Below are 13,113 nucleotides of genomic sequence, written 5' to 3'. Positions count from 1 at the left end.
CTCCGCCCGCCCCCGCTACCAGCACCGCGACCGGCACCCCGATCCAGTCCCGGCTCAACAGCGCGAGCAAGGAATTCGCAACTCGTCCGTCCCGCCGGCCCTGTCGCATCGGCCCCTCCGTAAAGGTATTCGAAAACCGATCACCGTCAGTATCCGCCCTTCGTGCACGCGGAGCGCGACAAAGGATTCCCGGTTATGCGAAGTCAAGCAGTCGAATCTTTTCTCACTCTCATTGATTAAAAGGTGAACTTCAGATCAGATTTCCGTGAGATGATGCGGCGGCGTTGAAATGTGAACGGGCCTGTAAGTGCTGGGCATTCGTGAATCGATAAGGAAAGGAATGGAATATGGGAATTCTTCGAGGAACACCGAACGCGTCCGAACGGAGGGCCGCCCGGTGACCGTCGCCCTGGACCAGGCCGTGTTCCACCAGACCGGTGCCGGCCTGTCCGTGCCCTTCGCCATCGCCGGAACCGGGATGCACCTGCCACCGACGGTCGTCAGCAACCAGGAGCTCACCCTCACCCTGGACACCAGCGACGAATGGATCACCAGCCGTACCGGTATCCGCGAACGCCGCCGTCTGGACCCGCTTCTGGCGACCTCCGACATGTGCGTCGCCGCCGCCCGCCCGGCTTTGGACGCCGCCGGCCTGGAGCCCGCACAGCTGGACGCGGTCATCGTCGCCACCTACACCGGGGACCAGCCGCTCCTGTCGACCGCGCTGATCGTCAAAGACGCCCTCGGCGCCCACCGCGCTCTGTCCCTGGACGTCACCCAAGCCGCCTGCGCCTCCGGAATCCAGGCCATGCTGATCGCCGCCCACCTCCTGATGAACCCCTCCATCACCACCATCCTGGTCCTCGCGGCCGACTGCGCCTCCAGGATCACCGATCCCACCGACCGCACCACCGGTGTCTTCTTCGGGGACGCCGCGGCAGCAGTGGTCCTCACCCGTGCCGACACCCCCGGCGCGGGCCTGCTCTCCTACGACCTGGGCTCGCGCCTCTCCTACGATGTGCAGATCCCGGCCGGCGGCTCCCGGCTGCCCGCCAGCACCGCCACCGTCGCCGCCGGCGAGCACTACCTGTCCATGGACGGCCGCGCCGTCTGGAACGCCGCGACCACACGCCTGCCCGAGAGCATCACCAGCGCCGCCCAGCGGGCCGGCGTGCCGATCGACCAGGTCCGGCACTTCTTCCTGCACCAGGCCAACCTGAACATCCTCACGGAGGCCATGGCCGCCCTGGGCGTTCCCCGCGAGCGGGCACCCATCACCATCGACCGGCTGGGCAACACCGGATCAGCCGGCCTGTTCACCGCTCTGCACACCACTGTCACCGAGGGCTCCCTCCTCCCGGGAGACATCTACGTGCTGTCCGGGATCGGCGCAGGCTTCCAGTGGGGAACCCTCTGCCTCCGGCACGCCTGACCGGCTGACAGAACCGCGATGACTCGGGGGGTTACCGAGCCCGTCGAACCCGTCGAACTCGTCCGACCCGGACGACACGAGCGGCAGTAATGCGAACACCCGGGAACAGGCAAGGCGTCGTGTTCCACGGTTACTGCCCGTCCTGTCCCGCATCTATGCTCCGTCCCTTCACGGACGAGTGAACTCCCAGCAATCGCTGGTGCACCCGCTGCCGCGAGCACCAGCATGGACGGCATGACCACCACACGCTCCCGGGCTGAACGGGCCGCCCAGGCCCGGGCAGCCGAAGCCCAGCTCACCGCCGACGGAATCGACGGCGTGGTGTTCGGCTGGGTCGACAACGCCGGTCTTACCCGGGTGAAATCCGTCCCGCTCGCCCAACTCGAACACGCCGCCCAATACGGTGTCGGCGCCTTGCCCTGCTTCGACGTCTCCCTGGTGGACGACTCCTTCACCACCACGCCTTCGAGTACCGGCCCGATGGGTGACCTGCGGCTCGTCCCCGACCTCGACCGGCTCACCCCGCTCGCCGCACAGCCCGGCTGGGCCTGGGCCCCGGCCGACCGCTACACCCAGGACGGCACCCCGCACCCCGGCTGCCAGCGCGACTTCGCCCGCCGGGTCACCGAGGCCGTCGAGCGGCGCGGGCTTTCGGTGCGAGCCGGGATCGAGATCGAGTGGGTGGTGGCCGACGCCGCCGGAGACCCCGCAACGGCCGGGCCCGGATACGGGATGACCCGCTTCATCGAGCACTCCGACTACCTGCGGGAGGTGCTGCGCGCCCTCACGGGGCAAGGACTGGACGTGCTGCAACTCCATCCCGAGTACGCCGCCGGACAGTTCGAGGTCTCGGTCGCCGCCGAGGGGCCCGTGGAGGCGGCCGACACCACGATGTTGGTGCGCCACACCATCCGGGCCGTATCCGTCCGGCACGGTCTGCGTGTCTCGTACGCGCCGGTATTCACCGAGGGTGAGATCGGCAACGGCGGCCACCTGCACCTCAGTCTCTGGCGACAGGGCCGAAACCTCGGAAACGGCGGTCCCGGCCGTCACGGGCTGCACCCCGACGCCGAGCACTTCTTCGCGGGCGTACTGGCCGAGCTGCCCGCCCTGCTCGCCCTCGGCGCGCCCAGCGTCGCTTCCTACCTGCGCCTGGTCCCCTCCCGCTTTGCCGGGGCCTACCGCTGCTGGGGCCTGGAGAACCGTGAGGCGGCGCTGCGCCTGATCGCCGGCTCCACCGCCGGGCAGGCCAACGCCGAGTTCAAGTGCTTCGACGCCACCGCCAATCCGTACCTGGCGATCGGCGGCGTGCTCGCCGCCGGACTCGCCGGTCTCGACGCCGGCCTGCCCCTGCCTCCCGAGACCCGGAGCGACCCCGCCACCCTCGACAGCGTCGAACGTCTCCCGGCGAGCCTGCCGGAGACGGCCGACGCCTACGAGAAGTCCGCTCTCCTGCGACAGGCACTCGGCGCCGAACTGTACGAAGCCGTACTGGCCGTCCGGCGGGCGGAGTCGGAGCTGTTCGCGACGCATACCGACGCGGACCTCATCGAGGCGGTCCGCTGGCGGTATTGACCCGCGAGTCACGCAACGACCCCGGGCCCGGCGGCCGGATGGTCCGACGGCTCGGCAGAGGATCGCCCGGACGCGCCGGGCCTGCCGCACGCTCCGTTCTGCTTCGGACCGACCGGTGGCCCGGCGCACCCGGTTGCCCGTGGTGCGCGCTGAGCGTTCGATGTGTGCGCGGCTACCCGGAAGCCCCTGTGGCGTACGGGAATCGGAGAAGGAATGACGGCGCGCAGGTGGCCGGTCAGGAAGGGCGGAAGAGGGTGGGGGCGGACACGTTCGCGTCAGCCCGCTCCGGCCCCGGAAGAGGCGCCTGGAGCCGGCTCGGGACAGCGATGTCCAGGGGCTTCGTCATGTAGACCGCCTCGGCGCCGTAGCTCGCGGGCAGCCCGATGTGGGGCCGGGCGCGGTAGCCGAGCGCGGCCCACAGCGCTTGCGAGCCGTGCACGGCGACCAGGGAGAGCGTCCGGTAGGGGGTCGTCCGTCCGGCCTCCTCCAGGTGCTGGTGCATCCGGTGAGCCAGGCCCCGGCCGCGCGCCCGCTCGGCGATCACCAGGTCATGGAGGTGCAGGTTGCTCCCCTGCACCTCGCCTTCCTCGGCCAGGCTCAGGTCCGGGCAGCGGAAGAGCGGGTAGGACAGCGCGAGCAGGTAGCCTCCGAAGCCGCCCGCGTGCTCCAGTACGAAGCAGGTGGAGGGTGAGGCACGGTGACGGGAGCGCAGCGCCGTCTCTCCCTCGGACAGCCCGCTCGCCGCATAGGCGCGTTGCTCCAGAGCTACCAACTCGCCCCAGTCCTCCTCCTGGAGCAGCCGGATCCGCGTGTCGCTCATGCGCCTTCACCGTCCGGAGCCCGGCCGCCGATGCAGGTGTAGGGCAGTGGCGAGAAGCCGTTGAACCCCTGGGTGGCGTAGGCGGCGGCGTACGCACCGCAGGAGTGGACCCAGACCGGGTCGCCGGAGGTGATCGTGCGGGGGACCCGCACCATGCCGTCCTGAGCGTAGGCGTCGTCACTGTCACAGGTCGGACCGGCCACCACGGCGTTGACGAACTGCCCCTCGGGGTGCGTCGGGAACTCCAGGCGGTACTGCAACTGATCCATCTCATAAAGGCCGTTGAACTTGCCGCAGCTGAGGTAGAGCCAGTCCTCACGGGTGCCGTCGAGTCGATGGCGGGAGGTGAGCCGGACGGTGTGAGCGCGGATCGCGCCGTGGTCGGCGACCAGGTGGCGGCCGGGCTCCAGCAGGAAGTCCAGCGGGCCGGCGTTGACGGCGCGCAGCCGTTCCATGCCTTCGCGGATCACCGTGAACATCTTGTCCAGCGGCGGTTCCAGTGGCCTGCCGTGCCGGTCGAGGACACCGAGGGCGGGCAGCCCACCCCCGAGGTTGATCCGGTCCGGAACGATGCCGTGCCGGTTGAGTGTCTCCACCAAGGCTGCCAGTGTCTCGATCGCCTCGAACCAGGCCTCGGATGTCATCTGCTGGGAGCCGACGTGCACTGACAGACCGGAGGGCACCAGCCCTGTGGCCCGGGCGGCACCCAGCACGCGCACAGCGTCATCGGGCGAGCAGCCGAACTTATGGCTCAGGCCCCATAAGGCACCGTCGCCGGTTGTCGCGATACGGCAGAACACCCTTGATCCGGGGGCATGTTCGGCGATCGCGGCGACGTCCTCAATGCTGTCGGTGGCGAAGTCGCGCACGCCCAGCCGGTAGGCCTCGGCGATGTTGCGGTCGGACTTGACGGTGTTGCCGTAGTGGATCGATTCGGGGGCCGCCCCGGTGCGGAGCGCCTCGACGACCTCCTGCGGGCCGGCCGCGTCGAAGCCTGAACCGAGGTGGGCGAGGTGGGCGAGCACCTCGCCCACGGGGCAGGCCTTCATCGCGAACCGGATGGCGACACCGGGCAGTTCGGCGCACAGGGCGCTGTACTGACGGCCGATTCCGTCCAGGTCGTAGATGATGGCGTCCTCGGCTGCGGCGGCGAGGGCGGCGCGCAGGGCAGGACGGTCGTGCGGCCCGAGACGGTCGTACTGGCCGGGGTGGCAGGCGATGGGCGCGTGCACGGCGGCCGACGCTGTCAGGGTGCGGTGGCCGGTGCTGCTACGGTCGGCCGTCCGGCGCTGTTCGGAGATTTGACGCGTGTCGGTGGCCTGAGGCCTCACGTGTGAACTTCCCATTCAACTGGATGATCGATGCCGAAGACTTGCCGGCATCCACAGGTGGAACGAGAAGGACCCCAGGTCGGTTATGACGCCCGACCCGGCTTTTCCTCCGCCGCGCTCCCTGCGACACACCTGGTCCGCGCCCCGAGCACGCCGCAAGGCTGAACGGGTCGAAAGCCCGTTCTCCGGCCGGGCCGCGCCCACGTTCTGTCAGGCGGCACGTCCCACCGAGGTCCGGGCGGCATCACGGAGTGGGGCGGTGCGGGCGTCGGCGCCGGCCTTGAGTGTCTCGATGCAGCGGATGCTGAAGATCGCTGTTGTCTTTTGATGTCCGTGTTCGGTGAAAGGTGCCGAACAGAGGGGAGTGGGACGCGGGTGCGCCCCGGACCGCGCCGGGTGCGCCGGCCGCGGCGGACGGCAGCGCCTTGTCGGGAGCGGCTACGGGCGGGGCGATGTGCTGGAGCGAACCAGGACTCGCGCCAAGGCGGCGCTCTCCGGGAGGCAGTCGAGCGAGAGGGGCTGTGTGGCGACAGCGCCCTCGTGCAGAACGAGGAGTTGGGTGGCGAGGGCGGCCGGGTGCGAGCAGCCCGCGGTGACGGCGAGTTCCTGGAACAGGTTCAGCAGCCAGAGCTTCTGGTTCGCGGCGATGCGGTGGGCGGGATGTGAGGGGTCAGGGAGTTCGGCCAGTGCGTTGATGAAGGCGCATCCGCGGCTGTTGGTCTCCGTCCAGGTCCGCAGGGCCTCGAAAGGCGCGGTGACGGCCTCGGCGGGAGTGCCGGCGGCTTCTACGGAAGCCTGGACGAGCGACCGCCATCGGTGGTCGCGTTCCGCGAGATAGGTCGCCACGAGGTGGTCCTTCGAACCGAACTGGTTGTACAGGGTCCGCTTGGTTACGCCTGAGTGCTCAGCGATCAGATCCACGCCGACGGCCGTGATTCCGCGGCTGTAGAACAACTCGTCGGCGGCGGCCACGATGCGGCGGCCGGCCGGCGTCAGGGGCCGCGCTTCCTGCACAACGGATTCCTTCACTGATCGGTGTACGGTGGAAGAGGTTCACAGATCAGTATACCTGCGAGGAGGTTCAAGCGATGAGTGTGTCCGATTCCATGCGAGCGGTGCGCATCACGAGGCACGGAGGGCCGGAGGTCCTTGAGCCGACGACGGTCGCCGTCCCCACGCTTCAGGCAGGGGAGGTGCTGGTCAAGGTCGGTGCGGTCGCGCTGAACAACACCGACCTGTGGACGCGGGAGGGCGCCTATGGCCGTCCGGACGACCCGAAGGCGCTGTCGGGCTGGCGGGGCCCGATCGACTTCCCGCGCATCCAGGGCGCCGACGTGGCCGGGCGGGTGGTGGCCGTCGGGGCCGGAGTGCGGGGGAGCCTCGTCGGACGCCGCGTGGTCGTCGACCCCGCGATCTACGACACCGAGGGGCCGGACGCCAACCCGGTGGGTCTGATGGGGAGCGAGCGCGACGGCGGATACGCCGAGTACGTGACAGCGCCGGCGAATCGTGTGCACGACGTGACGGAGTCCCCGCTCACGGACGACCAGCTCGCGGCATTGCCGACCGCCTACGGCACGGCGCTGGGCATGATCGAGCGAGGCCGGCTGCGGCGGGGAGAGACCGCCCTGGTCTCGGGAGCGTCCGGCGGCGTCGGCCTCGCGCTGGTGCAGATCACCCGCGCGCGCGGCACGAGGGTGATCGCCATCAGCAGCGGGCCCAAGATCGACGCGGTGCGCGAGGCGGGCGCGCACGAAGTCGTCGACCGTGCGGGAGACATCGCCGAGCAGATCCGCGCCTTCGCCCCGGAGGGAATCGACGTCGCACTCGACGTCGTGGCCGGTGATCTGGTGGGTGAGGGGCTTCCGCTGCTGCGCGAAGGCGGCCGGTGGGTCATCGCCGGTGCACTCGGTGGATACGGCGTGACGTTCGACGTGCGTCGGCTCTACCTGCACAACGCCCAGGTCATCGGATCCGCGATGCACACGCCGGCACACTTCGAACTCCTCATGGACCTGGCTCGGCGGGCAGAGGTTCAGCCCGTCATCGCCGCTGCCTTCCCGCTGGACCAGGCTGCTCAGGCGCAGGAGGAACTGTCCCGCAGGGGGCATGTGGGAAAGATCGTCATGCATCCCTGAGGTTCCGTCCGACGGACCTCGGGTGGAACCGGTGGGCGTGCCGAAGCGCAGCAGCGGTTCGTCCGCGGAAACCGGCGGCACCGGCCCGTAACCGGGCACACGCGTGCCTGCGGGGCAGCGCCTGCCGGGACGAGGCCGGTGCGGGCCGGTGGTCCCGCTCGAAGCGAGTGTGCGCCGGTCAGCGGCGGCCGGTGGCCAGGATGACGAGGAACTGCCCGCCGCCCGGCTCGATGTCGGCCGTCACCGGCAGCCCCGGAACCAGCCGGGAGAACCGGTCCACCAGCCAGTCCGCCGCCTCCTGGGCGTCCCGCCTGGTCGGACAGCGGCCCACCATCTCGCGGCCCCCCTTGCGCTCCAGCCTCGTGGCCACCGTGATCAGCGGCGCGGGTTCGACCACGTACACGTCGTCCGGCCAGGCGATGGTCACCTTGACGGCGCCCTTGCGGGTGTTGCATCCGCGGTGCGCGAGCCGCTCGGCGACCTTGGCCTTCCGGTCGGCGGTCCGGCTGTCGACGCTGGGTCCCCGCGGGTCGTTCACCGACTCGTCGGGGTCGACCGCTTCGTCACATACCCAGCATCGCCAGCCGTCGCGCTCGGCCACATCATCAAGGAGACTCATCCGAGCAAACTAGCCTGCCCGGCCGCCACCCCGCGCATCCGGGCCCCGCAGCCGCAGCCGCAGCCGCAGCCGCAGCCGCAGCCGCAGCCGCAATGAGGGGCGCGGCCGCGGTGCCCCGGATCGCCAGTGGTTCCGTGTACGGCCCTGACCCCGTTCACCGTTGAGCCGTGCGACTCAGGCCAGGACCTCGAAGGCGTAGAGGGAGTAGCCGTAGCCGGTGGCGCGGGTGATGCCCTGCATACGGACATGGCGCGCCGTGGTGGCGGGGAACGTGAGCGTGTCGACGCCGGCCGTGGCCAGGCCGCGGCGCTGAGCCACGGTCCGCCACGTCGTACCGTCGTCGGACACCTGGATGTCGTAGTCCCTGCCGTAGGCCGACTCCCAGTCGAGGCCGACCTTCGAGAACGGCTGAAGGCTGCCGAGGTCGACGCTCAGCCACTGACCGTCGGTGTACTGGCTCGCCCAGCGCGTGCTGGGCGTGCCGTCCACCGCGTTCGACGGCACCAGGCTCGCCGTCTCCGACGAGGAGGCCGTTGCCGCCCGGTTGAAGGCGAGGTCTCCGGGTGTCGGCTCGGGCTTGACGACCGTGTCGGGGAGGTACGTGGTTCCCGGACCTTGGCCGACGGTGCCCACCCGGTTCAGGAACGCGGCGTAGTTGGTGCCTGCGCGGGTGCCGGACCACATCTTCTGGGCAAGTGCGGCAAAGCTCTTCTCGACCAGGCCGTGGACCTGGAGTTCGGTGTACGTGGCGCGGACGAGGTCGTTCCACACGGCCGGCATGGCGCCGAGGAGCATCGGATCCTGGAAGGTGAGATCACTGGTTCCGCCGAAGACGTGCGGTTCCCAGCTGTCGAAGATGTACTGTCCGTCCAGCCCTTGGCCGTGGTAGTAGTTCGCGAACGGGACCACGTAGAGCAGGCCGTCGTTGGAGTTGATGACCTTGTAGCCGTCCGCGACAGCCGCCTTGGGCGAGTACCAGCCGTTGTTCCAGCTGTTGATCACCATGTTCTTGTCGTAGCCGGCTCCGCTGCCCGACATGGCGCTGAAGCTTCCCCAGGCGTTGACCTTCTTGCCCAGCGACCGCACATACGGTGCGATGGCGTTGACGTACGTCCTGTACTGCGAGACCAGCGACGCCGGGTACTCGTCGATGCCGATGTGCACCGTCGGGCCGCGGAACCACGGCGCGAACTCGGCATAGACACTCTTCATGAACTCGGTGGCGGCCGGATTGCTCAGGTCCAGGTGGTCGGAATTGCCACCGTCGAGCCCGATCTCGGGCTTGAACCTGACGAAGGCGCGCGCATGCGCGGGGGCGTCGATCTCGGGGATGATGGTGACGCCATGGGCGGCGGCGGTCTTCTCGAAGGAATCCCAGTCCTGCCGGGTGTACCCCTGGTCGGCGCCGAGTCCGGCGAAGGCGGGATTGCTGCTCTTCAGCCGGAACGCGGAGACGGCCTGCGACCAGTCCCCGTCGGGTGCCTGGATCTCGTTGTCGTTGAGGTGCAGTTGGAAGGTGTTGAGCTTCAGCCAGCCCATCCAGTGCAGATAGGACTTGATGAACTCGGGCGTGAAGTACCGTCGCCCGACATCGAGCATGAAACCGCGTACGGCGTAGTTGGGATAGTCCACGGCGGTGCCGACCGGGAGGCTGTTGCGGTCGGCGGACCCGAGGACCGACTGCAGGAGAGTACGGGTGCCGTAGTAGGCGCCCTTCTGCCCTCCGCCGACGATCTCGGCAGAGCGGCCGGTCACGATGAGGCGGTACGCCTCGGGGCGCAGTTCGGTCTTCGCGGAGCCGAAGTCGGCGGCGCTATCGATGCGCAGGAGGATGTCGCCCGCGCGAGGGGTTCCCGTGGTCGTGGTGAGCTGCAAAGAGGTCAGTTCGGCGGCCTCGGCGGCAACCTGGGCCGCCAGCGCCTTCAGCGCCGCCGACGCGCCACGGGGGACGACGATGCGGCTCGACGAGGTCAGGGTGAGCCGGCCGGTGCCACCGGTCCACTGCTGCAGCGCGGGCACCACGCCGGGAGGTGCCGTGTTGACCTCCGCGGCGGCGGGGGAGGTACCGATGAGGGACACGACAGGCATGAGCAGGAAGCTGCCCAGAATGGTTCTACGCGCCGGTTTCCGTTGATTCACAGATCTCTCCGGGGATGGGCGTGAAAAGGGGCGTGAGTTGCCTTCGCCGACAGGCGGAGGCAGCCTTCGAGAACGTGCCAGGAGCGGTGCCCACAGGGTTGCGGCGCGCCCTCGCACGGTCAAGAGGTGTAGACCTCTCGATCGGTGCTGCCGCCGCCCGGCCATGGGCGAACGGCAGAAGGCGCAGGTGGGGACTTCGGGCGCCGCAGTGCCGGCGTCGAAAAGTCCAAGCACTCCGGCCCGGGAGTCCATGCTCGCGCGGTGGGTGACTTCCCGGAACGGCCGGCGTCGGGCTCCCGCTGCTCCTTGAGTGCTGCGACTCCAGCCCTTTCATCGTGCAGTCGTGCGGGCCCCTATAGTTGGCCCCATGAGCCGTTGGTCGGATTTGGCCGGGAAAGCGTCCGGAGAGGACTACGACGCACGCTTCGCGGCCCTGGCCCGTAGCGGTAAGAACGTGCACGGCGAGGCGCGGTTCTGCGCGGCTCTCGTGCCCGTCGGGGCGCGGGTTCTGGACGCCGGGTGCGGTACCGGACGCGTCATGATCCGGCTCGCGGAACTCGGGTACGACTGTGTCGGGGTGGACCTTGACGCGTCGATGCTGGCCGTGGCGCGGAAGCAGGCGCCCGGACTGCCCTGGTTCCAGGTCGATCTGGCCGGGTTCGAGCCGGACTCGCTGGGCATCGCGGGGGGCTTCGACCTCGTCGTCGCCGCGGGCAACATCTTCCCGCTGCTCGCCCCCGGCACCGAGGGCGCGGTGGTTGAGCGCCTGTCCGCTGCACTGCGTCCGGGCGGCCTGCTGGTCGCGGGCTTCGGTCTGGACGAAGCCCACCTGCCGGTGCCGCCCGGCCTCACACTGTCCGACTACGACGACTGGTGCGCCGCGGCCGGCCTCAACCTCGTCGACCGGTTCGCCACCTGGGATGCCGACCCCTATGCCGGCGGCGGTTATGCCGTCAGCGTCCACCGCCGGTGAGGGTGTACGCGACGTCTTGACGGCCGCGTCCGCCGGGCGGGCAGGGACCACGGGCCGGTGAGGGACCACGGACCGGGCAGGGACCACGGGCCGGGGAGGAATCACGGGCCAGGGATAGAATCGGCCGCATGGTCCGATCGTCCTGTGGTGAAGCGATGCCCGGGATGTGGCGGCGCGAGGCTGGCACCGTGGTGCGCACGGCCCGGGCCCCGGAGCCTTCGGAACAGGGAGCGGGCCGCTTCGCCATCAGCGCCGGGTTCCGGATTCCGCGTGTTCCCACGGAGTGGGAGCCGCACTCGCATCCACTGCACGAGCTCGTCTGGGTGCGCGGAGGAACGCTGACGTCCCACGTGGGGGACCGCATCTTCACCGTGTTCGAGGGCAACGGGCTGTGGATGCCCGCGGGAGTGGTCCACGGTGGCCGGGCGACTGCGGGTGCGGAGTTCCACGACGCCCTCTTCGCCCCCGACCGCACGCCGTTCGCGTTCGAGGAGCCGAAGGCGATCGAGATGACGCCGTTGCTCGAGTCGCTGCTTGCCCACCTGTCCCGCACGGACCTCGAAGCAGCGGCCAGGGCGCGGGCCGAGTCGGTGGTGTTCGACGTGATCCAGCCGTCGGCGCGCCAGTTCGCCCTGCAGCTGCCGGGTGATCCCCGGATCGACGCGATAGCCGAAGCCCTGCTGGACGACCCTGCCGACGGCCGCTCACTGGAGGAGTGGGCCCGGCTGCTGGGGGCCAGCGAACGCACGGTCACCCGCGCGTTCCGCCAGGCGACAGGTCTCTCCTTCGCCCAGTGGCGGCAGATGCTGCGGGTCCATCGGGCCCTGATGCTCCTCTCCGAGGGTTTCGATGTGACGACGGTTTCCGAGACGCTGGGCTACGCGCAGCCCAGCTCCTTCATCGCCGCTTTCCGCCGGGTCATGGGTACGACGCCGGGCGCCTTCTTCGAGGCGGCGGCCGGCATCTCCTCGTGAAATGTCCGGAATCCCGTATCGCGTGTCCAGAACACCTGGTTGTCGACACGGCAAGCGGAATATAACCTTCTCGGAGTTAGGTAACCCTTAGTTGTTGCTTGCCGTGAACGGTGCTGCCCGTACGCGGGAGAGTTCGCTGTCCGGCTCGTGAAGACCGGACGGAGGGTGCCGCAGTCCTCGCCCCTTCGAAACTCCGGACGCATCGATGTTCACAAGCCCCTTCCGGCAAGCCGCCGCCCCCGTGGCCGGTCCCGACACCCCGGTGGCCGCGCTCAACGGGCACGACCTGGTACTGAGCTACGGCGGCAAACCGGTCGTCCACGGCGTCTCGATCGCCCTGGAACCCGGCCGTGCGACCGCCCTGGTGGGGCCCAACGGCAGCGGGAAGTCCACGGTGCTGCGCGCACTCTCACGACTGCACCGGGTGGACGGCGGCCGGATGACGCTCGGCGCCCCCGGCGGAGCGGACGAGCGCGACGCCGCACTGCTCAGCGCCCGCCGGTTCGCCCGCGAGGTCACGTTGTTCTCCCAGTCGAGGCCCGCGCCCCAAGGGCTGACGGTCACGGAGGTCGTGGCCTTCGGCCGGCACCCGTACCGGCGTGGCTTCGCCGGACCGACGGCCGAGGACCGGAGCGCCGTCGACCGCGCGATGGGCGTCACCGGCGTACGGGACATGGCCGACCGGCCGGTCGGGGAACTCTCCGGCGGTGAGATGCAGCGCGTCTGGCTCGCGGCCTGTCTGGCCCAGGACACCGGCGTCGTGCTGCTCGACGAACCGACCAACCACCTGGACCTGCGCTACCAGATCGAGACCCTCGACCTGGTGCGCGATCTCGTCGAGAAGCACGGCATCGCCGTCGGCATCGTGCTGCACGACCTCGACCACGCGTCACGCGTCGCGGACACGTTGGTCCTGATGCGCTCCGGCCATGTGCACGCGGTGGGAGCACCCGCCGACGTCCTCACCGCGCAGAATATCGGCGAGGTCTACGACATCCGTGTCGAGGTCGGCATCGACCCCCGCACGGGCCGTCTCCGTATCGACCCGATCGGACGCCATCCCGCCTGAAACCACCGGGCCCGTCCCTGCCTGAAACCACCGGGCCCGTCCC

11 protein-coding genes are annotated in these 13,113 nt (G+C 69.7%); 6 read left to right on the top strand and 5 right to left on the bottom strand.

What is annotated here, in order from left to right; translation table 11 throughout:
• Positions 1-397 precede the first annotated feature (397 nt).
• A complete protein-coding gene (locus JGS39_RS27265; protein WP_308120738.1) occupies positions 398-1,432 on the top strand; it encodes a 3-oxoacyl-ACP synthase III family protein in 1,035 nt (344 codons plus the stop codon).
• Positions 1,433-1,666: 234 nt separating this feature from the next.
• Positions 1,667-3,007, top strand: a complete 1,341-nt coding sequence (locus tag JGS39_RS27260; protein ID WP_219572248.1) for a type I glutamate--ammonia ligase — start codon at positions 1,667-1,669, stop codon at positions 3,005-3,007.
• 235 nt (positions 3,008-3,242) lie between these two features.
• On the opposite strand, the gene JGS39_RS27255 is transcribed toward JGS39_RS27260, so the two are convergent.
• The 3 genes from JGS39_RS27255 to JGS39_RS27245 form a co-directional block, all read right to left on the bottom strand.
• Positions 3,243-3,827 carry a GNAT family N-acetyltransferase gene (locus JGS39_RS27255; protein WP_219572247.1) on the bottom strand — a complete coding sequence of 195 codons (585 nt, stop codon included), beginning with the start codon at positions 3,825-3,827 and terminating at the stop codon, positions 3,243-3,245.
• Entirely contained in the window at positions 3,824-5,047 is a 1,224-nt protein-coding gene (locus JGS39_RS27250; protein WP_372456173.1) for a type III PLP-dependent enzyme, read from the bottom strand. The genes JGS39_RS27255 and JGS39_RS27250 overlap by 4 nt, the downstream gene beginning before the upstream one ends.
• Positions 5,048-5,596: 549 nt before the next feature.
• On the bottom strand, positions 5,597-6,172 hold the full coding sequence (locus JGS39_RS27245; protein WP_308120736.1) for a TetR/AcrR family transcriptional regulator: 576 nt from the start codon (positions 6,170-6,172) through the stop codon (positions 5,597-5,599).
• Positions 6,173-6,246: 74 nt separating this feature from the next.
• Here JGS39_RS27245 and JGS39_RS27240 point away from each other — a divergent pair, with 74 nt between their 5' ends.
• Entirely contained in the window at positions 6,247-7,296 is a 1,050-nt protein-coding gene (locus JGS39_RS27240) for a zinc-binding dehydrogenase (protein ID WP_219572245.1), read from the top strand.
• A 178-nt stretch (positions 7,297-7,474) separates the two neighbouring features.
• On the opposite strand, the gene JGS39_RS27235 is transcribed toward JGS39_RS27240, so the two are convergent.
• Together JGS39_RS27235 and JGS39_RS27230 are read right to left on the bottom strand one after the other, a co-directional pair.
• Positions 7,475-7,915: a hypothetical protein gene (locus JGS39_RS27235; protein ID WP_219572244.1), complete on the bottom strand. Its 441-nt coding sequence runs from the start codon at positions 7,913-7,915 to the stop codon at positions 7,475-7,477.
• Between the two features lie 174 nt (positions 7,916-8,089).
• Positions 8,090-10,003: a glycoside hydrolase family 20 protein gene (locus JGS39_RS27230; protein WP_219572243.1), complete on the bottom strand. Its 1,914-nt coding sequence runs from the start codon at positions 10,001-10,003 to the stop codon at positions 8,090-8,092.
• A 418-nt stretch (positions 10,004-10,421) separates the two neighbouring features.
• On the opposite strand from JGS39_RS27230, the gene JGS39_RS27225 reads away from it, so the two are divergent.
• From JGS39_RS27225 to JGS39_RS27215, 3 genes are all read left to right on the top strand, one after another.
• Entirely contained in the window at positions 10,422-11,027 is a 606-nt protein-coding gene (locus JGS39_RS27225) for a class I SAM-dependent methyltransferase (protein WP_219572242.1), read from the top strand.
• Positions 11,028-11,155: 128 nt separating this feature from the next.
• Positions 11,156-12,001 (top strand): helix-turn-helix domain-containing protein, encoded by an 846-nt coding sequence (locus JGS39_RS27220; protein WP_236064208.1) that lies wholly within the window; start codon positions 11,156-11,158, stop codon positions 11,999-12,001.
• A 205-nt stretch (positions 12,002-12,206) separates the two neighbouring features.
• Positions 12,207-13,070: an ABC transporter ATP-binding protein gene (locus JGS39_RS27215; protein ID WP_219572241.1), complete on the top strand. Its 864-nt coding sequence runs from the start codon at positions 12,207-12,209 to the stop codon at positions 13,068-13,070.
• Positions 13,071-13,113: the final 43 nt, after the last annotated feature.

Origin of the sequence: Streptomyces poriferorum (assembly GCF_019399235.1) — a bacterium.
In the GTDB taxonomy this organism is placed as follows: Bacteria; Actinomycetota; Actinomycetes; order Streptomycetales; family Streptomycetaceae; genus Streptomyces; species Streptomyces poriferorum.
The sequence above is the reverse complement of the archived record's forward strand: the minus strand, read 5'-3'. Positions and strand labels throughout refer to the sequence as shown.

Bases quoted from the DNA above. Each gene is read 5' to 3' on its own strand.
- JGS39_RS27260 (WP_219572248.1), top strand. From the start codon at position 1,667: ATGACCACCACACGCTCCCGGGCTGAACGGGCCGCCCAGGCCCGGGCA.
- JGS39_RS27240 (WP_219572245.1), top strand. From the start codon at position 6,247: ATGAGTGTGTCCGATTCCATGCGAGCGGTGCGCATCACGAGGCACGGA.
- JGS39_RS27220 (WP_236064208.1), top strand. From the start codon at position 11,156: ATGGTCCGATCGTCCTGTGGTGAAGCGATGCCCGGGATGTGGCGGCGC.
- JGS39_RS27255 (WP_219572247.1), bottom strand. From the start codon at position 3,827: ATGAGCGACACGCGGATCCGGCTGCTCCAGGAGGAGGACTGGGGCGAG.
- JGS39_RS27235 (WP_219572244.1), bottom strand. From the start codon at position 7,915: ATGAGTCTCCTTGATGATGTGGCCGAGCGCGACGGCTGGCGATGCTGG.
- JGS39_RS27215 (WP_219572241.1), top strand. From the start codon at position 12,207: ATGTTCACAAGCCCCTTCCGGCAAGCCGCCGCCCCCGTGGCCGGTCCC.
- JGS39_RS27230 (WP_219572243.1), bottom strand. From the start codon at position 10,003: ATGCCTGTCGTGTCCCTCATCGGTACCTCCCCCGCCGCCGCGGAGGTC.
- JGS39_RS27225 (WP_219572242.1), top strand. From the start codon at position 10,422: ATGAGCCGTTGGTCGGATTTGGCCGGGAAAGCGTCCGGAGAGGACTAC.